20 protein-coding genes are annotated in these 25,621 nt (G+C 53.8%); 5 read left to right on the forward strand and 15 right to left on the reverse strand.

The features are described 5' to 3' along the window. Positions 1-90 precede the first annotated feature (90 nt). Positions 91-840 carry a 4'-phosphopantetheinyl transferase family protein gene (locus AB2B48_RS17765; RefSeq protein ID WP_368299749.1) on the forward strand — a complete coding sequence of 250 codons (750 nt, stop codon included), beginning with the start codon at positions 91-93 and terminating at the stop codon, positions 838-840. 41 nt (positions 841-881) lie between these two features. Next, positions 882-1,448: an NADPH-dependent FMN reductase gene (locus AB2B48_RS17770; protein ID WP_333011165.1), complete on the forward strand. Its 567-nt coding sequence runs from the start codon at positions 882-884 to the stop codon at positions 1,446-1,448. Positions 1,449-1,535: 87 nt separating this feature from the next. On the opposite strand, the gene adeP is transcribed toward AB2B48_RS17770, so the two are convergent. Continuing rightward, positions 1,536-2,873 carry an adenine permease AdeP gene (gene adeP, locus AB2B48_RS17775; protein ID WP_185668158.1) on the reverse strand — a complete coding sequence of 446 codons (1,338 nt, stop codon included), beginning with the start codon at positions 2,871-2,873 and terminating at the stop codon, positions 1,536-1,538. A 169-nt stretch (positions 2,874-3,042) separates the two neighbouring features. Here adeP and yieH point away from each other — a divergent pair, with 169 nt between their 5' ends. After that, a complete protein-coding gene (gene yieH / locus AB2B48_RS17780) occupies positions 3,043-3,708 on the forward strand; it encodes a 6-phosphogluconate phosphatase (RefSeq protein ID WP_220440791.1) in 666 nt (221 codons plus the stop codon). A 63-nt stretch (positions 3,709-3,771) separates the two neighbouring features. Here the strand turns inward: yieH and AB2B48_RS17785 are convergent, their stop codons facing one another. The 12 genes from AB2B48_RS17785 to AB2B48_RS17840 all read right to left on the reverse strand — a co-directional run bounded on the left by AB2B48_RS17785 (position 3,772) and on the right by AB2B48_RS17840 (position 17,666). Further along, positions 3,772-4,488, reverse strand: a complete 717-nt coding sequence (locus AB2B48_RS17785; RefSeq protein ID WP_368299750.1) for a glucosamine-6-phosphate deaminase — start codon at positions 4,486-4,488, stop codon at positions 3,772-3,774. A gap of 59 nt (positions 4,489-4,547) precedes the next feature. Next, positions 4,548-5,678: an alpha/beta hydrolase-fold protein gene (locus AB2B48_RS17790; protein ID WP_368301980.1), complete on the reverse strand. Its 1,131-nt coding sequence runs from the start codon at positions 5,676-5,678 to the stop codon at positions 4,548-4,550. A gap of 69 nt (positions 5,679-5,747) precedes the next feature. Beyond that, entirely contained in the window at positions 5,748-7,337 is a 1,590-nt protein-coding gene (locus tag AB2B48_RS17795; RefSeq protein WP_368299751.1) for a carbohydrate porin, read from the reverse strand. A gap of 109 nt (positions 7,338-7,446) precedes the next feature. Then, a complete protein-coding gene (gene bglF, locus AB2B48_RS17800) occupies positions 7,447-9,324 on the reverse strand; it encodes a PTS beta-glucoside transporter subunit IIABC (protein ID WP_368299752.1) in 1,878 nt (625 codons plus the stop codon). A 131-nt stretch (positions 9,325-9,455) separates the two neighbouring features. Beyond that, positions 9,456-10,292, reverse strand: coding sequence for a transcriptional antiterminator BglG (gene bglG, locus AB2B48_RS17805; RefSeq protein WP_368299753.1), 837 nt, complete (start codon positions 10,290-10,292; stop codon positions 9,456-9,458). A 314-nt stretch (positions 10,293-10,606) separates the two neighbouring features. Continuing rightward, positions 10,607-11,332 (reverse strand): phosphate signaling complex protein PhoU, encoded by a 726-nt coding sequence (gene phoU, locus AB2B48_RS17810; RefSeq protein ID WP_012907987.1) that lies wholly within the window; start codon positions 11,330-11,332, stop codon positions 10,607-10,609. Between the two features lie 135 nt (positions 11,333-11,467). Next, a complete protein-coding gene (gene pstB / locus AB2B48_RS17815; RefSeq protein ID WP_035893601.1) occupies positions 11,468-12,241 on the reverse strand; it encodes a phosphate ABC transporter ATP-binding protein PstB in 774 nt (257 codons plus the stop codon). Positions 12,242-12,292: 51 nt separating this feature from the next. Further along, a complete protein-coding gene (gene pstA / locus AB2B48_RS17820; RefSeq protein ID WP_333011178.1) occupies positions 12,293-13,183 on the reverse strand; it encodes a phosphate ABC transporter permease PstA in 891 nt (296 codons plus the stop codon). Then, positions 13,183-14,142: a phosphate ABC transporter permease PstC gene (pstC, locus tag AB2B48_RS17825; RefSeq protein WP_368299754.1), complete on the reverse strand. Its 960-nt coding sequence runs from the start codon at positions 14,140-14,142 to the stop codon at positions 13,183-13,185. Before pstC ends, pstA begins: the two co-directional genes overlap by 1 nt. Positions 14,143-14,215: 73 nt before the next feature. Then, positions 14,216-15,256 (reverse strand): phosphate ABC transporter substrate-binding protein PstS, encoded by a 1,041-nt coding sequence (pstS, locus tag AB2B48_RS17830; RefSeq protein WP_220440792.1) that lies wholly within the window; start codon positions 15,254-15,256, stop codon positions 14,216-14,218. Between the two features lie 169 nt (positions 15,257-15,425). Further along, entirely contained in the window at positions 15,426-16,799 is a 1,374-nt protein-coding gene (locus tag AB2B48_RS17835; RefSeq protein WP_368299755.1) for a fructose-specific PTS transporter subunit EIIC, read from the reverse strand. 48 nt (positions 16,800-16,847) lie between these two features. Next, positions 16,848-17,666 (reverse strand): shikimate 5-dehydrogenase, encoded by an 819-nt coding sequence (locus tag AB2B48_RS17840; protein ID WP_368299756.1) that lies wholly within the window; start codon positions 17,664-17,666, stop codon positions 16,848-16,850. Between the two features lie 94 nt (positions 17,667-17,760). On the opposite strand from AB2B48_RS17840, the gene sgrR reads away from it, so the two are divergent. Further along, positions 17,761-19,518, forward strand: a complete 1,758-nt coding sequence (sgrR, locus tag AB2B48_RS17845; protein ID WP_368299757.1) for an HTH-type transcriptional regulator SgrR — start codon at positions 17,761-17,763, stop codon at positions 19,516-19,518. Between the two features lie 149 nt (positions 19,519-19,667). On the opposite strand, the gene glmS is transcribed toward sgrR, so the two are convergent. Together glmS and glmU are read right to left on the reverse strand one after the other, a co-directional pair. Further along, the gene (gene glmS, locus AB2B48_RS17850) at positions 19,668-21,497 is read right to left on the reverse strand and encodes a glutamine--fructose-6-phosphate transaminase (isomerizing) (RefSeq protein WP_368299758.1); all 1,830 of its coding nucleotides are present in this window, start codon (positions 21,495-21,497) and stop codon (positions 19,668-19,670) included. A 173-nt stretch (positions 21,498-21,670) separates the two neighbouring features. Next, a complete protein-coding gene (glmU, locus tag AB2B48_RS17855; RefSeq protein ID WP_220440793.1) occupies positions 21,671-23,041 on the reverse strand; it encodes a bifunctional UDP-N-acetylglucosamine diphosphorylase/glucosamine-1-phosphate N-acetyltransferase GlmU in 1,371 nt (456 codons plus the stop codon). A gap of 345 nt (positions 23,042-23,386) precedes the next feature. On the opposite strand from glmU, the gene AB2B48_RS17860 reads away from it, so the two are divergent. Further along, on the forward strand, positions 23,387-25,570 hold the full coding sequence (locus tag AB2B48_RS17860) for a right-handed parallel beta-helix repeat-containing protein (protein WP_368299759.1): 2,184 nt from the start codon (positions 23,387-23,389) through the stop codon (positions 25,568-25,570). The last annotated feature ends 51 nt before the right edge of the window (positions 25,571-25,621 follow it).

The raw sequence follows: 25,621 nt of genomic DNA on the forward strand, positions 1-25,621 counted from the left end.
CAATCGCACTTTTAGGCAGTAAAACCTGATCATAACAGGCGTAAATGTTACTCTCGTCATATCCACAGTCCATTAATCACGGAGCGAAAAATGGCGACGCACTTTGCAAGAGGGATCCTTAAGGACGGACATCTACTATCGGTCAGGCTCTCATCCACCAGCCATAATATTGCGCGCCAGCTGCCGGCCCATCGCCGGACCCGCTACCTGGCTTCCCGCGCGTTGCTGGCGGAATTGCTGTTTATGCTGTATGGCATTAGCGAACTGCCTGAAATCGAGACTCAGGAAGAAGGTAAACCGTACTTTAAGGACAGCCATCTGCCTGATTTTTCTATCGCTTATGCTGGTAATATCGTCGGCGTAGCCCTCACCACTGAAGGCCAGTGCGGCCTCGATATGGAACTGCTGCGCACGCTGCGCAATACCCCGCAGGCCACGATGGTGGAAAGCTACCGCTTTACCAGCAATGAGAATCTGTGGATCAACAACCAGAACGATCCACATGAAGCGCGCGCACAGCTCATCACGCTGCGTCAGAGCGTCCTCAAGCTGTCAGGTGACGTTCACCACGACTCCCCTCAGACGCTCCAGCTACTGCCCGGCTCAGGCCGCCTGCGTTCGGCATTAACCGACCAGCTTGAAGTCATCTGCGATGCCGAAGACGTGCTGGTCTGGTCGCTGGCCGCTTCACCGTCTATCGACAAACTCAAGGTTTGGGAGTTTGATGGTAAGCACGGCTGGCGTAGCCTGCCTGATGCCCAGACCCGGGCCAACGAACCTTCGGCACGCCTGATGAGATTCACCAGCCTACCGGCGGAGAAAGCGCTTATACTCAATTGATTCGGCTGGATTTCAGCCGCCATGATGGAAAAGGAGTAGTCATGTCTGAAACATTGAACGTTGTGACGTTACTGGGAAGCCTGCGCAAAGGCTCATTCAACGGTATGGTGGCGCGCACCCTGCCTAAAATCGCCCCGGCGGGCATGACCGTTTCCGCACTGCCGTCAATTGGCGATATCCCACTGTACGACGCGGACCTCCAGCAGGAAGACGGTTTCCCGCAAAGCGTGGAAGCGCTGGCAGAACAGATTCGCCAGGCCGACGGCGTGGTTATCGTCACGCCAGAGTACAACTATTCCGTGCCGGGTGGCCTGAAGAACGCCATCGACTGGCTCTCTCGTCTGCCGGATCAGCCGCTTTCAGGTAAACCGGTTCTGATTCAGACCAGCTCAATGGGCGCTATCGGCGGCGCGCGCTGCCAGTATCATCTGCGCCAGATTCTGGTGTTCCTGGATGCAATGGTCATGAACAAGCCGGAGTTTATGGGCGGCGTGATTCAGAATAAGGTCGACCCACAGCTGGGTGAAGTGATTGAACAAGGGACGTTGGATCATTTGACCGGTCAGTTGACCGCATTTGGCGAGTACATTCAGCGCGTTAAAGCATAAGTGCGGGCTGATGCCCTCACCCTGGCCCTCTCCCACAGGGAGAGGGTACAAACACTAAAGCCCTTTTCGATGAAAAGGGCTTACTGTTTATTTTGCGTCAATAAACACAATCTTCAGAATAAACAGCAGTGCGACAACAATCACGCACGGGCTGAGGTCGCGGAAACGACCGGTACCGATTTTCATCACGCAGTAAGAGATGAAGCCCAGCGCAATACCTTCGGTGATTGAGAAACTGAACGGCATCATCACCGCGGTAATAAACGCAGGAACCGCTTCGGTCAGGTCATCCCACTTCACGCGAGACAGGCTGGATGTCATCAGGACACCCACGTAAATCAGCGCGCCTGCAGCCGCATAGCCCGGCACCATACCCGCCAGCGGCGACAGGAAGATAACCAGCAGGAACAGCAGACCAACCACTACCGCCGTCAGACCGGTACGACCGCCCACGGACACGCCGGAAGAAGATTCGATATACGCGGTGACAGAAGAGGTGCCGATAAAAGAGCCAGCAACCGAGGAGACGCTATCGACAAACAGCGCCTGCTTCATGCGCGGGAACTTGCCTTTCGCGTCGGCCAGACCGGCTTTGTCAGTCACGCCAATCAATGTACCGGAGGAGTCAAACAGGTTTACCAGCATAAAGGAGAAGATAACGCCCGCCAGACCCAGGTTGAAGGAGCCCGCCAGGTCAACATGACCGACCACGGTGGTAATGCTCGGCGGCGCAGAAACGATGCCGCTGTAGTGCACATCACCCAGCATCCAGCCCAGCAGCGTAGTTACCACGATAGAAACCAGCACCGCTGCGTGAATATTGCGGGAAGCCAGAATCGCAATGATAAAGAAGCCCAGCACGCCCAGCAGTACGCTGTGAGAAGTCAGGTTACCGATAGAGACCAGCGTGTCCTGGTTCGCCACAATAACGCCGGCGTTTTTCAGGCCCATCATACCGATGAACAGACCGATACCGCTGGTGATACCTACGCGCAGGCTCACCGGGATATTGGCAATCATCCAGTAACGCACACGGAAAATCGTCAACAGCAGCAGACCGATTGCGCCCCAGAAGATAGCGCCCATACCGACCTGCCACGGCAGGCCCATCGCCTGCACCACCACGAACGCGAAGAACGCATTCAGGCCCATTGCCGGTGCCAGTGCGACCGGCAGGTTGGCAAAGATGCCCATCAGAATACTGCCCAGCGCCGCGATCAGGCAGGTAGTAACAAACACAGCGCTGGTGTCCATGCCAGCTACGCCAAGAATTTGCGGGTTAACGAAAACGATGTAGACCATCGTCAGGAAGGTCGTGAAACCGGCGATCACTTCGGTACGTGCCGTCGTGCCGTGCTCGCGCAGTTTAAACACGCGCTCCAGAATCCCCTGACCGGAAGCCGGGGTGGTGTGTTGTTGACTCATTATTAATTTCCGCAGACATGGAAGGAAAATTCGTCGCTATCCTATACCAAAATGCGACAATAGGCGCGGTTGCGAGATACTTTTTTTCATTGATTTTGCTTATACGGCAACGATTGCGTCTCTCAATTCGGCATTACGTAAACGTTAAACTTGTTAAAAAGGAAATGACATGTCCGGAGTTGAAGCGGTTTTTTTCGACTGTGACGGTACGCTGGTAGACAGCGAAGTGATCTGTTCACGGGCCTACGTCCATATGTTTAAAACATTTGGCATCACGCTCGATCTGGAAGAGATTTTTAAACGTTTCAAGGGCGTAAAGCTCTACGAGATTATTGACATCATCAACGATGAGCACGGCACTCAGTTGGAAAAAGCTGAGTTAGAACCGGTTTACCGCGCCGAGGTCGCACGCCTGTTCGACACCGAACTGGAGGTGATTGCCGGGGCGAATGCGTTGCTCGACGCGGTTAGCGTACCGATGTGCGTCGTGTCGAACGGCCCGGTCAGCAAAATGCAGCATTCACTCGGCAAGCTGCACATGCTGCACCATTTCCCGGATAAGCTGTTCAGCGGCTACGATATCCAACGCTGGAAGCCAGACCCGGCGCTGATGCACCATGCGGCGAAGGCAATGAACGTGGACGTGGAGAAGTGCATTCTGGTGGATGACTCTTCCGCTGGCGCGCAGTCGGGGATTGATGCGGGCATGGAGGTGTTCTACTTCTGCGCCGACCCGCATAACAAACCGATCGTTCACCCGAAGGTGACGACGTTTACCGATCTGGCGGAACTGCCTGCGCTGTGGAAAGCGCGCGGGTGGGACATTACGCGATAGCGGTAGGTGTGCGGTTTAGGCCGGATGGCGGCGCCTCACGCCTTATCCGGCCTCTTCACAAGATCAGGCAAGCGCCGACGCCGCGGCTTTATCCGCAATCACCGTTAATGATGGATGAAGCTGCAGCACCGAAGCCGGAATCGCTTCGCTTACCGGGCCTTCCAGTACCTGTTTAAGCGCCTGCGCTTTTCCCTCACCGTTGACGATCAGGATCAGGTTTCTCGCCGCCATAATGCTTTTGGGCCCCATGGTCACGTAGCTGTCCGGTGCCAGCGAATAATCGCCCCCCAGCTCACCATGCACCACCAGATCGACCATTTTGCCAACAATCGGGACTTCAGTCGTCAGATCGTGGAAATGCGTCGTACCGGGAAGGTTGCCGCAAAAATGACCGTCAGCCCCCAGCCCCATCAGGACCAGATCCAGACCGCCGTCGCGGGCAATTTTACCGTCATGATCCCGGTAGTTATCGAGCGTCAGTTGCTGGATATTGTCTTCGTTAATACCTGCCGGGGTAAAAAATAGCTTCCGCAGGTTGGTGATGGTCACGCCATCCCCCGGTTTTCCACGAAACGGAATTTCATCAAAATTATAAAAATAGCAGTGTGAATACCACGGTTTGCCTTGTACCGCCTCGGTGACGTACTGATACATCTGCTTTGGCGTATTGCCTGCGGTGATAGCCAAATTCATCCGCCGCGATTGCGACATGTAGCCCAGCAGGTGTTGGGCGGCAACCCGACTCATCTCGGCATAGTCTTCCGTAATGATTAACGTCATCTCTCTTACTCCTTGAGGTGTGATACCCGGCGCTAGCGTTCTGGCTCCGGGCGCGACAATTACTGCTTAAAGATCTTCTGTACAAATTCGGCGTAGGCCGGCCGCCAGACATCCATTTCATGATTGAGGCCGGGATACTCATGATAGTCAAAGTTGATTTTTTGTGTCTCAAGCTCCGCCTTCAACCCGGCAATGTCTTTACCGGTCACTTTGTCTTTATCGCCAACAACCACCGTGAAGTTTCGCAGTTGCTGATTGATAGACTGCGGGTCCTTCAACCGCGCGCTAACCCCTTCATCGGGCACCGTCGTGGTCGTAACGCCGCTAAATGTCGCCAGCCAGCCGAAGCTATCCAGATGATTCATTCCGGAGACCAGCGCCTGGTAGCCACCCTGCGAGAGTCCAGCCAGTGCGCGACCATCAGCATCTTTTCGCACATTAAAACGTGTGCTAATCAGCGGAATAATATCGTGCATCAGTTCGTTATCCGCCGCTTTCGCGTTGAGGGGATAAAACGCTTTACGCCGATCCTGCGGAACAAAATCTTCAGGAACAATGCCTTTTGCGTCGGTTTCGGTATCAGGCACGACCACCAGCATCGGTACTATTTTTCCGTCCGCTAACAGGTTATCCATCATCTGAGGGATACGTCCCTGGTCGATTGCCGACCGTCCGGTATCGCCAAAGCCATGGTAAAAATAGAGTACAGGCAGAGGCTTACCCTGACCGTTATAGCCAGGCGGCGTCCAGACATACAGCTGACGCTCAGATTTCAGCGCGTTGGAGCGGTAGGTGACGGCAATCAGATCGCCATGAGGGACGGACTTCACGTCCAGAATGCTGCCGGGAACCAGAATCATGCTGCTGTTCACCTGACGCTGTGGCTTAGGCATCGCGGTGCCGGTATCGATACTGCGTATACCATCTACGTCGAAAAAGTATTCATAGAGGTTGGATTTCATAACCGGCCCGCGCCAACTCCAGACCCCGGCGCTATCTTTCGTCATTGGGTGAATCGTTTCCGGCGAGGGAACCCCAACCACGACTGAGACGCTTTTCGCAGTAGGTGCGAATAAACGCCAGGTGACGCTATTATCTTCGTTAACTTGCGTAACATACTGTTTTACAGGGATAGAGGCATCCGGACTTACAGGCAGGCCCGTCGCAAAACCAGGGGCGCCCAGAATCATGCCGGCAACAATAATTGATAAATAAGTTTTTTTAAATTTCATCACAATATTCCTTTCATTATTCTCGCCTTACCACCAGATTTCTGCCTGAGCGCCGACAGCAAACTGATCCGGTTTGTCATCTTCAAAGGTAAAACCGTCCAGGTCAGTATCCTCCGCTTTAATATAAGTGGCGTAAAAACGAATTTCCGGGCGAGAGGTCAACATACTGGTGTTCACTTTAAAAGTATGGAACAGCGTTGTTTTGTAACCCGACTCGTCATATTTTTTACCCTTCACATCTTTGTTCTGCTGCGTGAAATAACCCAACTCAACCCCAGTTTGGTTATACTGGTCCCAAATATAGGCGGGGCGAATAACGGCACGGATAGAATCAAAGTCTGTGTGCGCCCCTGTTTCATAGCTATAAACATCGCTACCAAAGGAATAGACCAGCGCATTGGCGATAATGAAACGATCGCCAATATAAGTTTCCCCCTGAGACGTTAAGCGTACCGCCGTACCGTTGGTATGATCGCCATAATATTTACCGTTAAAGGTGGTATATGGGCTGGATCCCGCGTAGCGCGAAAAACTGCTGGCAATGGAGTTATTCGCCATCAGCATGGAGAATTCGTTAAAGCCACCGTTGTCGAATTTCTGCGTCAGCGTGGTGCCAAACATCCAGGTATCTTTCCACTTATAGAAATCGTTGTTGTCCTCATTATATTTTTCCGATGAGCTCTGGTTAGCCGCCACGTACCGTCCGGATAGCATCAGAGTGGCTTTATCCCACAGCGGCAGATCCTTATAACGAATATCCAGGGTATTGGTGTTGATCTGCTGTTTATTTTCCAACGCGCGGTCGTAGTCGTCGACATCCTCGCGCACCAGCGCGATATCGAATTTCCCCGGCCCAACCTGCCAGTTTTCAAGACCTACGCCCGCCGCCGCGTCGGTGCGCTGTGTTTTCCAGTCGAGCATCTGTATTTCAATCTTCGGCGCGCCATGTTTACCGACCCAGAAATCCGCCTCCGGCGCGAACGGCAAGAAGCCCTGAGTGGTGACGTACAGATCGGAGAACTGCATGTAGTTTTCACCCCCGGCGTTATCGCCAAACCAGCCGGTGGAATACTGCTGGCCGACGTTGCCGTCCATCATCACAATCGCATCCACGCGTTTATTGCCTTCGTGATACACGCGCTGCTTCAACTGCAGATCGAACCAGCCGCTGTATTCGTTGCCCAAACGGCCTAGTGAGCCAATTGCCCAGGATTTCGGCGAACCGTGGGAGGCGGAACCCCAGCCAGAACGGTAGTAGCCGTTGTAGCTAAAACCAATTTCATCCTTCACGAAACGGCTAAAGTCTTTCATCGTCATCGAGGAATACACCGCCTCACTACCGTCACCGTTCGGCGCGACACTTTTTACCAGCACCGCGTCAGGTTTAGCCGTGGTTTTCACTGCCGGGGCCGTTACGGCTGGCGCGGCAGCGATGGAAATAGTGCGTTGGCGTTCTTCTTCCTGATATTTTTTTAGCTCCTTTTGCGTTTCTTTTAACGCCAACTCAAGTTGCTCAAGGCGCTGCTCGACGGTTAATGACTGGGCATAAGCCTGAAATGAAAATGACAATGGCACTATCAATAAAATGGCAGAAGTAATCAGGTCCTTTTTAAACATAACGTCCCTTTATATAATTAATAATTGAACTAGAATTAACGGCCCGTAAAATTTAGATAATAGGTATCTACTGAAGCGAATTACCCCTCAGTGACGGTACATTATTTAGCTACTGGATAACGGAGAGCAGCGACTCCTGAATATTCACATTTCCCATATTGAGTGGCAGCACATCGGTATAATCATTGCTATTACTGATTAGTATTGGCGTAGTTAAATCAAACCCGGCAGCGGCAATCGCCTCGACATCAAACGTCAGCAAAAGATCGCCAGTTTCAACGTCATCACCCATTTGCACATGCGCGGTAAAATATTGTCCATGGAGTTTTACCGTATCGATACCCACGTGAATCAGCACCTCAACCCCATCGCAGGACTCAATACCAATGGCGTGCAGCGTTGCAAACAGCGAGGCCACCCGTCCTTTCACCGGTGAACGCACCTCGCCAAGCGTCGGGATAATCGCCACACCATTACCCAGCAGTCCGCTGGCGAAGGTAGCGTCGGTGACCTCTGATAACGAAACCACCTGCCCGGCCAGCGGCGCAGCGATGGTTTGCGGGTTGGCCTGGCGGGTGACAGGATGCGCTGGCACGATCGCCACGGCGACCGGAATATTTTTCCGGCTCAGCGCCAGGCTAAAGAGTACGGTGCCCACAAATGCGCCGACGATAGCGATAACCGCGCCAATCACGCTCGCCCAGACGGTAAAATCGACGCCTCCCGGCGGGACGGTTTGCATAAAGGTAAAAATACTGGGAATACCGAAGGAGTAGACTTTAGTCTGTGCGAAGCCAATCACCCCAGCGCCGATGGCGCCGCTGACACAGGCGATAATAAACGGGTATTTTCGCGGCAAATTGACGCCATACACCGCGGGCTCGGTGATGCCAAACAGTCCGGTCAGCGCCGCAGATCCCGCCACCACTTTTTTCTGCCCATCGCGTTCACACAAAAAGATAGCCAGCGCCGCCCCCACCTGCGCCATGATCGCAGGCATCATCAGCGGCAGCATGGAGTCGTAACCCAGTACGGTAAAATTGTTGATGCACAGCGGCACCAGTCCCCAGTGCAGGCCAAACATCACAAAGATCTGCCACAGCCCGCCCATGACCGCACCGGCAAACCACGGCGCGGCATGGTAGAGGTAGAGATAACCTGTCGCAATCAGTCCGCTCACCCAGGTTGACAGTGGGCCAACCACCAGGAATGTCACCGGGATAATCACCACCATGCACAGCAGCGGGGTGAAGAAGTTCTTAATTGCCGAAGGGAGCCAGGCATTCAGCTTTTTCTCCATCAGACTGCAGAGCCAGGCAGAGAAAATAATCGGGATCACCGATGAGGTATAGTTGATAAAGGTGATGGGCAGACCAAGAAAGTGCAGCGCCGTCGCATCCGGCATCTGCGCACTTTCGAAGGCGCGTAAAATCAGCGGGTGTACCAGCGCGCCGCCGATAACCATCGTCAGGAACGGGTTGCCGCCAAAGCGCTTGCCAGCGGTATAGCCGAGGATTATTGGGAAAAAGTAAAATAGCGAATCGCTGGCGCTAAACAACAGCAGATAAGTGCCGCTTTGATCGGTTGTCCATTGGCAAACCAGCGCTACGGCCAGTAGCCCTTTCAGGATACCCGTTGCTGCCAGCAGGCCGATAAGCGGCGTAAAGATCCCTGAAATAATATAGACAAAACGACTCAGCAGGCTGTCTTTGGCATCGTCTTCCGACGCCGCTGACGCATCGGTATTCAAACCAATCAGCGCGCTCACCGCGTCAAAAACATCTGCGACATGGTTACCAATAACGACCTGAAATTGCCCTCCGCTCTCCACCACCATAATAATGCCCGGGGTATTTTTCAGCACCTCGGCCTGCGCCTTATCGTGGTTCTTTAGCTTAAAGCGCAGGCGCGTGGCGCAATGCATCAGGCTGATGATATTGTCCCGTCCACCAACTCCAGCCACAATTTTTTGGGCTAATTCCGTCATGTGTGATCCTCAACCGCGAAGCGGCAATCAAAAAAAACCTGAAGAAAATCACCCCCGCGATGGAGATAATCTTCTTCAGGTTTTGCCCGCCGAGGCGGTAACAATGCTGAAGTCAAACCAGCAATATTCAATTAATGGTTTTTACGAACCCGCTCAATATTGATCGCCAGAAACATAATCTCTTCCGACGAGGTTTCCCGCTGGTGCTGCTGGCGGATAAAAGCAGCAATTCGTTCCGCACACTCCCAGGCGTCAAAATAGTTCTGCTTAACCGCCTGCTGTAATTCCGGGTTTTCATCGCCAACGGAGGCATGCTCAATAATGCGGTAGGCAAAGAATTTCAAATGTGTCACCAACCGCTGATAGCTCAAACTCTCTTCCTGATAGTTAATGGCAAACTGAAACTTAATCAGCTGCAGCATTTCCCGCATCAATTGGGTGATCTCTTTAACATCTTCCATGCAACCTCGCATCTGCGCACTCACCAGGTGCATGGCGATAAATCCCACTTCATCCTTCGCAAGTTGTACGCCCAGACGTTGGCGAATCACCACCAGCGCTTCTTCGCCCAGTTGAAACTCCTTGGGGTACAGGCGCTGGATATCCCACAAAAGCGCATTGGGCAACACGATACCCTGACGGACACGCTCCAGCGCAAACTGGCAGTGGTCGGTAAGCGAAATGTAGATACTATCGTGCAAGTGGCCCAACCGCTCGCGGGAGCGGGAAATGATAATGTCGCAGGTGGTCATCACCTCCAGTGGAATACGACTCAGCAACTCGCTTAAGTGCCGGGTTAATTCATGGCTGCTTAAGGCATACTCTTTTTCAATACCGTGAGTATTAATGTACTCACCAACGCGCTTTTGAAAACCAATGCCTCGGCCCATGACTACTTTTTCACAGCGATCTTCGTTGGTCACCACCAATACATTATTATTTAAAACTCTGGTGATCTGCATAATCATCTGTATGACCTTTTTTTAAAGACAAAAAAACCCGACATTATCAGCGTAAGCTGACGCAATCAGGTTTTGCCTGCGAATGCAGTAACAATCCAGTCATTAAAACGATGTGAACTTCGATTCTTATATATATTAATTGAGGTTGATTTTTGTATTTCAGAGAATTAAATGCAATGGCAGGTATAAGAAATTGTGACTAACATCCCTGATATTATATTTTTATCATTTTAGGATTTTATAAATATAACCGTTGGGAATATATATTTGCAGATTGATTAATATTGCCCTCTCCCCGGGGAGAAGAGAGGGCGAAGGGTTTACTCTTTCGGGTCTTTCCCCGCCAGCAGCTTATCCAGCTCATCGCCGCCCACGTGACGGAAGTCTTGCCCCTTCACGAAGTAGAAGATGTATTCGCAGATATTCTGGCAGCGGTCACCGATACGCTCGATAGAGCGCGCACAGAACAGCGCGGTCAGCACGCTTGGAATGGTGCGCGAGTCTTCCATCATATAGGTCATCAGCTGGCGCACGATGCCTTCATATTCCTGGTCAACCTTCTTATCTTCACGATAGATACGTACCGCTTCGTCGAGATCCATACGCGCGAACGCGTCCAGCACGTCATGCAGCATCTGCACGGTGTGGCGGCCCAGCGACTCCAGGCTGACCAGCAGCGGCTGGTGCTGCTGGGAGAATTTCTCCAGCGCGGTGCGGCAGATTTTATCCGCCACGTCACCAATACGTTCCAGCTCGGCGATGGTTTTAATAATCGCCATCACCAGACGCAGATCGCTCGCGGTTGGCTGGCGCTTGGCGATGATGCGCACGCAGGCTTCATCAATCGCCACTTCCATCATATTGACGTGCTTATCGCCGTCGATGACGCGCTTTGCCAGTTCACTATCCTGGTTGTGCATGGCGGTAATCGCATCAGACAACTGCTGCTCTACCATGCCGCCCATGGTCATCACCTGGGTGCGGATGCTTTCCAGTTCTGCGTTGAACTGGCCGGAAATATGTTTATTAAGGTTTAAATTATCCATCATTTCTCCAAATGCCCAAAAGATTTCGAGCGAGAACAAGGCGGCAACTGCGCGAATCCCCGGGAGCGTAGTCTACTACGTGACCGGGGTGAGCAAAGGCAGCCAACGCGGTTATCGCTTGAAAGCTGAAGGGCATCAACCGTAGCGGCCAGTAATGTAATCTTCAGTTTGTTTCTTCGCAGGCTTGGTGAACAGATCGTCCGTGTTACTGAACTCAATCAACTCGCCCAGGTACATAAATGCCGTGTGGTCGGAGCAACGTGCAGCCTGCTGCATGTTGTGAGTCACGATCACCACGGTGTAGTCCTCTTTCAGCTCGGTAATCAGCTCTTCGATACGCCCGGTGGAGATCGGGTCAAGGGCTGAGCACGGCTCATCCAGCAGCAGAACTTCTGGGCGAATCGCGATACCACGCGCGATGCACAGACGCTGCTGCTGACCACCGGAGAGAGAGTACCCGCTCTGGTGCAGTTTATCCTTGGTTTCGTTCCATAATGCGGCCTTGGTCAAAGCCCACTGCACGCGTTCGTCCATATCGGTGCGGGAGAGCTTTTCAAACAGGCGCACGCCGAAGGCGATGTTGTCGTAAATCGACATCGGGAACGGCGTTGGCTTCTGGAACACCATACCCACTTTGGCACGCAGCAGGGCGATATCCTGGGTATTGGTGAGAATATTATCGCCATCCAGCAGAATTTCGCCTTCTGCGCGCTGCTCCGGGTACAGTTCAAACATCTTGTTGAAGGTACGCAGCAGCGTCGATTTACCGCAGCCTGACGGGCCGATAAACGCCGTTACCTGGTTTTTGGCGATATCCAGGTTGATGTTCTTCAGGGCATGGAATTTGCCGTAGTAGAAGTTCAGGTCACGTACTGAAATTTTACCCGGAGTTGTGTTCACCATACTCATCTCAATCTCTTCCTCATCCAGCGCCGCCGTCGTTGGCCGCGCCGTAAAAAATTAACCGTGTTTCTTCTTCGCGAAAATAACGCGCGCCAGAATGTTCAGCAGCAGTACGCACAGAGTGATAATCAGCACCCCGGCCCAGGCCAGTTGCTGCCACTCAGCAAACGGGCTCATCGCAAATTTAAAGATGGTCACCGGCAGGTTGGCGATGGGCTGCATCATGTCGGTGCTCCAGAACTGGTTGGAGAGCGCGGTAAACAGCAGCGGAGCCGTTTCACCGGCGATACGCGCAATAGCCAGCAGGATACCGGTCATAATCCCGGAGATAGACGCTTTCAGCGTAATAGCAGAGATCATCTTCCACTTCGGCGTGCCCAGCGCGTAGGCCGCTTCACGCAGGCTATCCGGCACCAGTTTCAGCATGTTCTCGGTGGTACGAATAACGATAGGTACCTGCAGCAGCGCCAGCGCAATCACGCCCGCCCAGCCGGAGAAGTGCTGCATCTGCGCCACCACGATGGTGTAGACGAACAGACCGACCACGATGGAGGGTGCGGAGAGCAGAATATCGTTAATGAAGCGAATCACTTCAGCAAGCCAGGATTTACGCCCGTACTCCGCCAGATAGATACCCGCCATAATGCCCAGTGGGGTACCGATAACGGTCGACCACAGGATCAGCAGGCCGCTGCCCGCCAGGGCGTTAGCCAGGCCACCGCCCGCCGTGTTTGGCGGCGGCGTCATTTCGGTAAACAGCGCCAGCGACATACCGTCGATGCCGCGGGTCACGGTGGACATCAGGATCCACACCAGCCAGAACAGGCCGAAGATCATGGTGGCCATCGACAGCGTCAGCGCAATGCGGTTCTTCATGCGGCGACGCGCCTGCATCTTGCGGCGAGACTCCGCCAGCGCGGCGGTGCTTTGCATTTCCAGCGTCGTCATTAGCGTGCCCCCTCGTTTTTCGCCAGGCGCATAATCATGAACTTCGATGCCGCCAGCACGATAAAGGTAATCGCAAACAGGATCAGACCCAGTTCCATCAACGCGGAGACGTGCAGGCCAGATTCCGCTTCGGCGAATTCGTTCGCCAGTGCGGAGGTAATGCTGTTGCCCGGCATATACAGCGATGCGCTGTCGAGCTGGTAGGTGTTACCAATGATAAAGGTCACCGCCATCGTTTCACCCAGCGCACGGCCCAGGCCGAGCATCACGCCGCCTATGACCCCGTTTTTGGTGAACGGCAGAACGATACACCAGATAACTTCCCAGGTGGTGCAGCCGATACCGTAGGCCGACTCTTTCATCATCACCGGGGTTTGTTCGAACACATCGCGCATAACGGCGGAGATATACGGGATGATCATGATGGCGAGGATAACCCCAGCCGCCAGGATACCGATACCAAACGCCGGGCCGGAGAACAGTGCACCGACAAACGGGATGTTAGAAAGGATATTGCCGACGGGCTCCTGGAAGTAGGTCGCGAACAGCGGAGCAAAGATAAATAGCCCCCACATGCCGTAAACGATGCTGGGAATGGCCGCCAGCAGTTCAATCGCGATACCTAACGGGCGTTTCAGCCAGTTGGGTGCCAGTTCAGTCAGGAAGAGTGCGATACCGAAGCTCACCGGAACGGCGATCAGCAGCGCGATAAAGGAGGTCACGAGCGTACCGTAAATCGGTACCAGCGCACCGTAGATGTCGTTAGGCGCATCCCACTCTTTGGTCCACAAGAAGGCGAAGCCGAACTTCTCCATACTTGGCCAAGAAGAGATAATCAGAGAGACGATAATCCCGCCCAACATCAATAGCACAATCAGCGCAGCCAGTCTTACCAGCGCGCTGAATATCATGTCACCCTTTTTACCCGGTGGGTTAAAAGCAGGCTTAGTTGCAGCCATAAATCACTCTTTCCAGTTTAAAATCCGCCACGACGCTTACACGTTGCCCGGCGTTTCCGCCGGGCTACCGTAATCAGTACAGCGCTTTACCGCTGCTGTCTTTCACGTTGGTCTTCCATGCAGCACGAACCTGCTCAACCACGCTCTGAGGCAGAGTGGCGTAATCAAGCTCGTTCGCCTGTTTGCCGCCGTTTTTATACGCCCAGTCAAAGAACTTCAGCACTTCAGCACCTTGCTCAGGTTTCTGCTGCTGTTTATGAACCAGGATGAAGGTGGTGGAGGTAATCGGCCACGCGTTGTCACCTTTCTGGTTAGTCAGGTCCTGCGCGAAGGATTTGCTCCAGTCAACGCCCTTAGCGGCGTTAGCAAAGTTGTCTTCAGTCGGGCTAACCGGCTTGCCATCGGCAGAAACCAGTTTGGTGTAAGCCAGGTTGTTCTGCTTAGCGTAAGCATATTCAACGTAACCGATGGAGCCTGGCAGACGCTGTACGAATGCCGCGATACCGTCGTTACCTTTACCGCCCAGACCGGTCGGCCAGTTTACGGTAGAGCCCGCGCCAATTTTGGATTTCCACTCTTCGTTCACTTTAGACAGGTAGCTGGTGAACACGAAGGAGGTACCGGAACCATCAGCACGACGCACAACGGCGATGTTCTGAGAAGGCAGCTTAACGCCTGGGTTCAGCTTGGTGATGGCAGCGTCATCCCACTTCTTGATTTTACCCAGGTAGATGTCGCCCAGGGTTTTACCGTCAAGCACCAGCTCGCCGGATTTCAGGCCAGGGATGTTAACAGCCAGAACCACACCGCCGATAACGGTCGGGAACTGGAACAGGCCTTCCTGAGCCAGTTTGTCGTCAGACAGCGGAGCATCAGATGCGCCGAAATCAACGGTGTTAGCGGTAATTTGTTTTACGCCACCGGAGGAGCCGATACCCTGATAGTTTACTTTGCTACCGGTCTCTTTCTGATAGGTATCTGCCCATTTGGCATACACTGGCGCCGGGAAGGTTGCACCAGCACCCGTCAGGCTTGCTGCTGCAAAAGCAGAGAAAGCGCTCATCGATAAGGTCGCGGCGACAACAGTTGCGACAGTGGTACGCATAACTTTCATAATGTCTCCTGCAAGAATCCGTAAATGATTGTTTAGTGGCTACGAGGAGCAAAATAGGACAATCAGGTGACAGTTATATGTAAGGTTTGTGACGGTTTAATGACAATGGAAATAAAACAGCTGGCCCAATGAGACATCAGACCAGCTTGCGGAAAAGGTGGGATAATAACTATGCCGTTTGAGCAACCACAGACGGTCTCAGTAGAGCATACATCAGGCCGCAGGCAATAGTGCCCAGGGCAATAGAGAGCAGATATTGCATCACATGTTCAACCGCATGTGGGATCGCCAGGACAAAGAGGCCGCCGTGCGGCGCCATCAATGTGCAACCGAAATACATGGATAGTCCCCCGGCGATTGCGCCACCGACCATCGTGGAAGGGATCACACGCATAGGATCACGCGCAGCGAAGGGAATCGCCCCTTCAGAGATAAAGCACAGCCCCAGGATAAAGGATGCGTTACCCGCTTCATGCTCAGAGGTATTGAATTTCGCTCTGGCCGCCCAGGTCGCGACGCCCATCCCTAATGCCGGTACCATCCCTGCCGCCATAATGGCCGCCATCGGCATATACGAATGAGAAGCCAGCAAACCGACACCGAAGGTATACGCAGCTTTATTCACCGGCCCGCCAAGGTCAAAACCTTGCATTGCACCCAGCAACATTCCCAGCAAGATAGCATTCGTAGAGGTCATATTCCCCAGGAACGTCGTCAGCCCTTCCATCACCGCAGACACCGGGCCACCCACCACGTAAATCATGATTAGGCCGGTAATCAGCGTAGACAGTAACGGCAGAACCAGTACCGGCTTAAGCGCTTCCATTGACGCTGGCAGCTTAATATTCTGCGCCAGAAATCGTGCGCTGTAACCTGCCAGGAAACCGGCCACGATCCCACCCAGGAAACCGGCACCGCACAGACTGGCCAGCATCCCACCGATAAGCCCCGGGGCCAGACCCGGACGATCGGCAATTGAGAAGGCAATAAATCCAGCCAGTACTGGCACCATCAGGGCAAAGGCCGCCTTACCACCAATTTGAAATAGCGCAGCCGCCAGCGTGCCCGGCTCGTTGAAGGCCTGGATACCGAAGACAAAAGAGAGTGCGATACACAACCCTCCCGCAACCACCAAGGGAAGCATATGGGATACGCCGGTCATTAAGTGCTTATAAACGCCGGGTAGCTCTGTTTTACCAGATGAAGAAGAACGCCCGGCACTCCCCAGATAGACCTCGGCGCTATTGAAAGCATTCTCCATTTCCTGCGCACTCTTTTTTAGCGCCGCGCCGGTACTGGTGCGATAGAGTTTTTTGCCAACAAAGCCTGACAGATCCAGCTCAATATCTGCCGCGATAATCACCACGTCCGCTTGCGCTATCTCTTCCGCGGTCAGTGTATTTTTCGCCCCGACGGAACCGCGGGTTTCAACCTTAATCCAATCGCCACGCTTGCGGGCTTCAATTTCCAGCGCTTCGGCAGCCATAAAGGTATGGGCGACGCCCGTTGGGCAGGCCGTCACAGCAACAATTTTTTTAGTCATAGTAGGGTACCCTGTTCTTTTAATTTAAAGAAAATGCAGGAAAAAATGTTACAGACGTGACCAAGCCGCTGCTTTCTGGAACAGCGCGTCATCCGGGCGAATCCCGGTATAAAGGACAAATTGCTCCACGGCCTGAATAGCAAACACTTCGGAACCGGTAATCACAGTTTTACCGCGTTCACGGGCGTAGCGGATTAGCGGCGTGACGGGCGGTAGCGCCACCACATCAAAGATAACGCTCGCCTTATCAACTTCCTGTTCGGAATAAGAGAGTTTGTCGGCATCATTACCGCCAGTCATTCCGATAGGCGTGGCGTTAATTAACAAATCGGCTTCAATACCGTCGGTATCCGGGCGCCATTCATAGCCATAGAGTTCGGCCAGTTGTTTACCTGACGCTTCATCAATCGCGACAATATAGCCACGCGTAAACCCCGCGTCTTTCAGCGCGCAGGCTACCGCCTTTGCCATACCACCGCTGCCACGCAAAGCAAACACCAAGTCGGGAGAGACCTTGTAATTCGCCAGCAAGCGAGCTATTGCAATGTAATCCGTGTTGTACGCCTTCAGATGGCCATTGGTATTCACAATGGTATTAACTGAGTGAATGGCCTGAGCAGAAGCATCCAGTTCATCCACCAGCGGAATGCAGGCTTCCTTAAATGGCATAGAGATCGCGCACCCGCGGATCCCCAGACCGCGCACGCCGCTAATGGCCTGCGTAAGATCGGTCGGCGAAAAGGCTTTGTAGAGATAATTGAGATCCAGCGCTTCGTACAGATAGTTGTGAAAGCGTGTACCGAAATTACTCGGGCGTGCCGCCAGGGACATGCAGACCTGAGTATCTTTATTAATGCGCTTTGTCATGATGAATCCTCATAGAAGTTGCGATAGAGAAAATCATCGGCTAAAAAGGGGATATTAAAAATTGCTCATTCCCGTTCGGGAAATTTCACCTTTTATGGCAACCCAGCACACTGAACAAAAATACTTAAAGCTACTCCAGCACTATGGCGACAAGCCCGTTAGCGTGACGCTACAGGAGCTGGCGGATGTGTTGTTCTGCACCCGGCGGCATATGCGTAATCTGTTGCTTCAGATGCAGGAGGCAAAGTGGCTCATCTGGCAATCACAGGCCGGACGTGGGCATCGCGCCCAGCTTCACCTGCGCTATAAACCAGAACAGCTGTTAAGCGAAAAGGCGGAGCAGTTGCTGGAGTCTGGCCATGTTGATCAGGCCATTCAACTGCTGGGTAAAAATAAACACCAGGTGGCGCAACTGCTACGTTCAAAGCTGGGTTATAGCGTGCGGGCTGACTATCAGCGGCTGTGCATCCCCTATTACCGGACAATGCCCTCCCTGTGCCCCGGCACGCCGCTGCGCCGCTCCGAGCAGCATCTGGTCAGGCAGATTTTTAGCGGCCTGACGCGCATAAATGAGGAAAAAGGTGAAGTCGAAGCCGATCTCGCCCACCACTGGCGGCAGATTGATCCACTGCGCTGGCGTTTTTATCTGCGCCCCGCCGTCCTCTGGCATGATGGCCAGGAGCTGACAATCGACGATGTTACCGCTTCACTGGCCCGCAGCGCCAGGCTGCCCTTATTCTCGCACTTGCAGACAATTCAGGTCACTGGGCCGCTGAGCCTTGAAATTACGCTGGCGCATCCTGATAACCGACTGCCGCTGCTGCTCAGTCATATTGATGCCATGATCCTACCGGCTGACCATACACAACGCGCCGATTTCCCGGCACACCCGGTAGGAACCGGCCCTTATGAGGTGGTTGAAAACAATGGTTTTCATCTACAAATTAAGGCTTTTGACCACTACTTTGGTTTGCGCGGGCTGTTGGATGAAGTGGAGGTTTTTATCTGGCCGAATTTAACGCAGACAAACAACCTGGCGGAGTCGCTGTCGGATAACGACACGGCAGCATGGCTCAGCTCCAGCCTGAGCGATAAGGATTATGTTTCCGGACGGCTTAGCCAGGTAGCGGGCAAACCTTCTGGCAACCCGCGCGAGATGTTTCTTGAGCGTGGCGGTTATTTTATATTATGCGATAGCGGCTCCTCACATTGGCATTCCGCCGAACATCGCCGCTGGCTGCGGGAAACGCTGAGCCCCTACACCTTACTCCAGTATCTGAGCGAGGCAATTAGACCCTTCTGGGTACCGGGAGGTAGCCTGTTGCCCTCCTGGTTTCATACTATTGAGGCGGGCCAGAGCACTTCCCCTTTTAGGCCGCCATCGCCCTGCGCGAAACTACGTCTGGCCTATCACGATCAGCACCCTGAATTTCCGATGCTCCTGGGTATCATGCAAGAGATCATGCGCCAACAGGGCATTTTACTTGAGGGTGTAGAGTTGAATTACGATGACTGGGCGAACGGTAAAGCCAATGTGGATCTCTGGCTGGGGACGGTCAATTTCCCCATTCCCGAAGAATGGAACGTCGGCACATGGTTGCTGGGTTCCCCTCTGCTGCGCCACGCCATCAGCGGCGGTGATGACACGCTGCTGGCCCGCTGGGAGACCCAGTGGCATGCCGAAACGCTCAGCGCAGAACAACTGGTCAGGGAAACCACCTGCTCAGGTTGGCTACAACCGCTATTTCACCACTGGATGCAGCTCAAAGGCCCCGACCGGGCCAGGGGGATTCATCTGAACAATCTGGGGTGGTTTGATTTCCGTTCCACCTGGATTGAACCAGGGCCTTAAAGAAGAGAATGTGACCGGGTGCCCGTAGTGCTGACAGGCGTAGCACCTCTTAGTCGCTCTTCAGCCACCATAGAGAAAGAACAGCGCCTGTCACAGCGCACAAAAAAAGGCCGTCTATTGACGGCCTTCTGCCTGGTACTACATTTGACTTACTCTACGGTAACCGACTTCGCCAGGTTACGCGGCTGGTCCACATCGGTGCCTTTGATCAGCGCCACGTGGTAAGCCAGCAGTTGCAGCGGCACGGTGTAGAAAATAGGTGCAATCACCTCTTCCACGTGCGGCATCTCGATGATGTGCATATTGTCGCTGTTGCTGAACGCCGCATCTTTGTCAGCAAACACGTACAGCTCACCGCCGCGCGCGCGCACCTCTTCGATGTTGGATTTCAGTTTTTCCAGCAGTTCGTTATTCGGTGCGACGACGATAACCGGCATGTCCGCGTCGATAAGCGCCAGCGGGCCGTGTTTCAGCTCGCCTGCGGCATACGCTTCCGCGTGAATGTAGGAGATCTCTTTGAGCTTCAGCGCACCTTCAAGGGCAATCGGGTACTGATCGCCACGGCCCAGGAACAGCGCGTGATGCTTGTCGGAGAAATCTTCTGCAAGCGCTTCAATACGTTTGTCCTGAGACAGCATCTGCTCGATGCGGCTTGGCAGCGCCTGCAGCGCATGAACAATCTCATGCTCCACGGACGCATCCGCCCCTTTCAGGCGCGCCATCTTCGCCACCAGCATCAGCAGAACCGTCAGCTGGGTGGTGAATGCTTTGGTGGATGCCACGCCAATTTCAGCCCCGGCGTTGGTCATAATCGCCAGATCGGACTCACGCACCAGCGATGAACCCGCGACGTTACAAACCGCCAGCGAGCCCAGGTAACCCAGCTCTTTGGTCAAACGCAGGCCAGCCAGCGTATCGGCGGTTTCGCCAGACTGCGACAGGGTAATCACCAGGCTGTTCGGGCGAACGGCCGATTTGCGATAGCGGAATTCCGAGGCAATTTCGACGTCACACGGCATGCCGGCCAGTGATTCAAACCAGTAGCGCGCGACCATCCCGGAGTTATAGGAGGTGCCGCAGGCGATAATCTGGATATGCTCAACGCGAGAAAGCAGCACATCGGCCTGTGGGCCCAGCTCGCTGAGATCCACTTCGCCGTGGCTGATACGCCCGGTTAAGGTGTTTTTGATGGCGTTCGGCTGTTCGTAGATCTCTTTCTGCATATAGTGGCGATAGATACCTTTATCGCCGGCATCATATTGCAGGTTAGATTCGATCTCCTGACGCTTCACGCTGGCACCGGACTTATCGAATACCGCAACCGAACGGCGCGTTACTTCGGCAATATCGCCCTCTTCGAGGAAGATAAAGCGACGGGTCACCGGCAACAGCGCCAGTTGGTCAGAAGCGATAAAGTTCTCACCCATGCCGAGGCCGATAACCAGCGGGCTACCGGAACGCGCGGCCAGCAGCGTGCTTGGGTCACGGGAATCCATGATCACCGTGCCGTAAGCACCACGCAGCTGCGGAATAGCGCGCAGCACGGCTTCACGCAGAGTACCGCCCTGTTCCATCTCCCAGTGCACCAGGTGAGCAATCACCTCGGTGTCGGTCGCTGAAACAAAAACATAGCCACGCGCCTGCAGCATTTCGCGCAGCGGTTCATGGTTTTCGATGATGCCGTTATGCACCACCGCAATGTGGTCAGAAACATGCGGATGCGCGTTGCCTTCCGACGGTTCGCCGTGGGTTGCCCAGCGGGTGTGAGCAATACCGGTACCGCCCACCAGCGGATGTTCTTCCGCGGCTTGTGACAGCATCTGGACTTTCCCCAGACGTCGCAGACGGGTCATATGACCTTCAGCGTCTACTACGGCCAGACCAGCAGAGTCATAGCCACGGTATTCCAGGCGACGGAGACCTTCGAGAAGGATTTCAGCTACATCACGTTGCGCGACTGCGCCAACAATTCCACACATAGTTTTATATTCCGATTTTGGCATTATGCCATGCGTTGTCGGTCAACCTGTTGCCCGTATTCCGGGCGCCCCGAGCCTTGTAGAGAGTGGGGTTATTTTTATAGGTACTGCTTTTTGGGCGGGAGATTATGTTATCTCCTCACCCATGTAGGCCTGTATCAGGTCTACAGAAATTACTTTTTCTTCACCGGACGCTGCCAGCCTTGCTTGTGTACCTGCGGTACGCGGCTCAGCACCAGTTCGTTATCAGCAACGTCGCGGGTCACGGTGGTACCGGCCGCGATGGTCACACCTTTGCCAATCGTTACCGGCGCCACCAGCTGGCTGTCGGAACCGACAAAGACGTCGTCGCCAATAATCGTTTTAAACTTGTTGGCGCCATCGTAGTTGCAGGTAATGGTACCCGCGCCAATGTTAACGTTGTCGCCAATTTCCGCATCGCCGAGGTAGGTCAGATGACCGGCTTTTGAGCCTTTACCCAGACGCGCTTTTTTCATTTCGACGAAGTTACCCACGTGCGCGCCTTCCAGCAGCTCAGCGCCAGGACGCAGACGGGCGAACGGGCCGATGGTGCAGGCCGCTTCCAGATGGGCATCTTCCACCACGCTGTACGGGCTGATTTCGCAGTCGTCACCGATAGTGGCGTTTTTAATCACGCAGCCCGCGCCGATTTTAACGCGATGGCCCAGTACCACGTTGCCTTCAAGGATAACGTTAGTATCAATTTCAACATCGCGCCCATGAGACAAGGTGCCGCGCAGGTCAAAACGCGCCGGGTCACGCAGCATTACGCCTGCCAGCAGCAGTTTTTCTGCCTGCTCGGACTGGTAAATGCGCTCAAGGCGGGAAAGCTGCAGGCGGTTATTCACGCCGTCAGTTTCACTGATACGCGCCGGGTGAACCGCGGCAATCTCACGGCCTTCGCGGTATGCCATGGCGATGATATCGGTGATATAGAACTCACCCTGCGCATTGTTATTGTCGAGCTTCGCCAGCCAGCGCTTCAGGTCCGCGCCGTTAGCAATCAGGATACCGGTATTGATTTCCTGAATCTTACGCTGTGCTTCGGTGGCATCTTTGTGCTCAACGATGCCGGTCACTTTGCCGTTCTCACGGGTAATACGGCCATAACCGCTTGGATCGTCCAGCACCACCGTCAGCAGGCCAATTCCGCCCTGCGGCTTGGCTTCACGCAGGCGCTGCAGCGTTTCAACGGAGATCAGCGGCACGTCGCCGTAGAGCATCAGAATATCTTCGTCATCCGCGAAGAACGGCGCAGCCTGCTGCATCGCATGACCGGTGCCCAGCTGTTCAGCCTGCAGCACCCAGTTCAGGTTGTCATCGGATAAGGCTTGCTTCAGTAAATCACCGCCGTGACCGTACACCAGGTGGACCTGGTTCGCGCCAACATGATTCGCGGCATCAATGACATGCTGCACCATCGGCTTGCCGGCCAGGGTATGCAACACTTTTGGAAGATCGGAATACATACGCGTGCCTTTGCCAGCGGCAAGGATCACAACGCTCATGGTACGGTTAGACATAGGTATCCTGTCTGTAGATTAAGTATGAAGTAAAGCGGGTTAACGTTGAAAATTCTACATATTTTTCGCCATGAAATGGCCTGCTGATAAAACGCTCAACATTACCTTTCGCCCTGTTTTTCTTCCCTTATTTTCGTCCATATCAAACGCATTTGTCTCGTAAGAAATCAGCCCAATCGCGGGTTAGCGCGCTATCTCTCTGCTTATATTGTTTTTTTGACACCTGAATAAAGGCCACATCATATTTAAAACACTGTTTTATTTACTCGATATTGTGACGAGCGAAAAAGAAACAGCGTTTTGATTTGTTGATAATTACGGCGCTCAACCATTCAGGAAGATGATATGAAAAAGAAAATACCTCTGGCTCTGACTCTTTGTAGCGCAGCACTCTCCCTCTCGGCACAGGCCCAGGCCCAGGCGCCCCAGCAATGGAAGGCGATCGCTTTTGGGCAATCCACTGACGTTAACTTCTCCTCTAACGTGTTGCCGGAGAAGGTTGGCGTTAACAACGTGACGATTGATGGTAAGACGCTGACCCCGCAGCAAATTGCCTCACTCAGTAAACCTATCACCATTGAAAGCCGCGGCGGTAAGATTGCCAACTCGCACGACGGCCTGACTTTTTTCTACACCACGCTGCCGAGCGATGAGAATTTTGTTCTCTCTGCTACGGTTACCGTCGATCAGTTTGGCCCGGAAAATGGCGCCAAACCGGCCGCTCAGGAAGGGGCTGGACTGCTGGTACGCGATATTATCGGCACGCCTCGTCAGGAGCCGTTGAAAGAGGGCTATGAAGAGTTTCCTGCGGCTTCAAATATGGTGATGAACGCCATCATGACCCAGGATAAAAAAGACGATTATCGCGTTAAGCTACAGGCTATCTCACGCAACGGCATCACCCAACCTTGGGGTAATGCGGGCTCTGAGATTAAAAAGGTGAGCTATAAGGAAGGCGTTGACCTGCGAGAGTCGCCGGCTTTCCGCCTTAAGCTCGAGCGAACGAATGAAGGCTTTATCACCGCCTGGGCGCCGGTCGGCAGCGAAGAGTGGGTCATCCAGCAGGTGCCGAATGCCGATCTGATTTCGGTGCAGGATAAAAAGCAGTACTACGTGGGCTTCTTTGCTTCCCGTAATGCGAAAATCACCGTCAGCGACGCCTCTCTGACGACGTCGGCTGCGCAGACCGTGGCCTCGAAGCCGTTTGTGGCAAAATCCTGGCCGGTGGTGATGCAGGTGGCATCAGGCAGCCAGAGTGCAGGCCAGAACTATACCTTACAGGCGCGGGCCAACTACGATGGTCAGTTCTCGGTGCGCCAGAACGAAGTGGTGATCGGGGAGAATAAACCGGTGAAAGCCGGTGAGATGTTTACCCTGCCAACGAAGCTCGCCGAGAGCAACAACTTCCAGATTACCTTTACCCCCACCAGCGGTCGCGATCGTTCGCCGGTTGAACAGCAGCTTTCCGTTAGCCAGCACAAAGCCACGGTAAGCAGTACGCTGTACGCCGCCGCCGACGGTAAAGCCGATGCCAAAGGCACGGCAGAAGCGCCAATGGATCTGGCCACCGCCATCGCGCTTGTACCACCTGGCGGTAAAGTGGTACTGGCGGCAGGTGACTACGCGAAGACCGATATCCCACTCTCCGCAAGCGGCCTTGAAAAGGGTCGTAAAACGCTGGAAGCGGCGGGTAAAGCGGTTATCCGCGGGATGCTGCTGGACGGCCACTACTGGACGGTTCGCGGCGTGGATATTACCGACAAAAGCCTGCGTATTCAGGGAAGCCACAACCTTATCGAGAACGTCACCGCCTATCACAATGACGACACCGGCATTCAGATCTCTTCCGTCGATAAGATCGGTCGCCCATTGTGGGCAAGCCATAACCGTGTGGTGAACTCTGAATCTTACAGCAATGAAGATCCGGGTAAGATCAACGCTGACGGTTTTGCGGTGAAGATGCGCGTGGGTGAAGGTAACCGCCTGGAAGGGTGCTACTCCCATGACAACATCGACGACGGTTTCGATCTGTTCAACAAGATTGAGGATGGTGCGAACGGCGTGGTGGTGATTGAGAACTCCATTGCCCGCAACAATACCAGCAACGGCTTTAAACTCGGCGGTGAAGGCCAGCCTGTGGCCCACGAAATTCGCAACAGTATCGCCATGGGCAACCATCTCGATGGTTTCACCGACAACTTCAACCCGGGCAAGCTGGTGGTGGTGAACAACGTTGCCGTTGATAACCAGCGCTTTAACTTTATCTTCCGCCCAAGCCCATACGGTGACGCCGCTACTCAAGGCGTGTTCAGCGACAATATTTCGCTGCGCAGTCAGCCGGGGAAATATGACGATGCAGTGGTCGGGAACGTTGATGCCACCAACTACTTCATCGAGAAGGGAAAAAGCGTTAATACCGAAGGAAAGGAACTGCGCGCAGAAGATTTCCAGTCGCTGTCGTTACCGCAGCCGCTGACCCGTAATGCGGACGGGAGCTTTAATACCGGGAATTTCCTGACTAAGGATTAAGAAACTGCTTCCCCGGCGGCGCTTCTGTACGACCGGATACATAGGTAACAC

Source organism: Kluyvera sichuanensis (assembly GCF_040930405.1).
In the GTDB taxonomy this organism is placed as follows: Bacteria; Pseudomonadota; Gammaproteobacteria; order Enterobacterales; family Enterobacteriaceae; genus Kluyvera; species Kluyvera sichuanensis.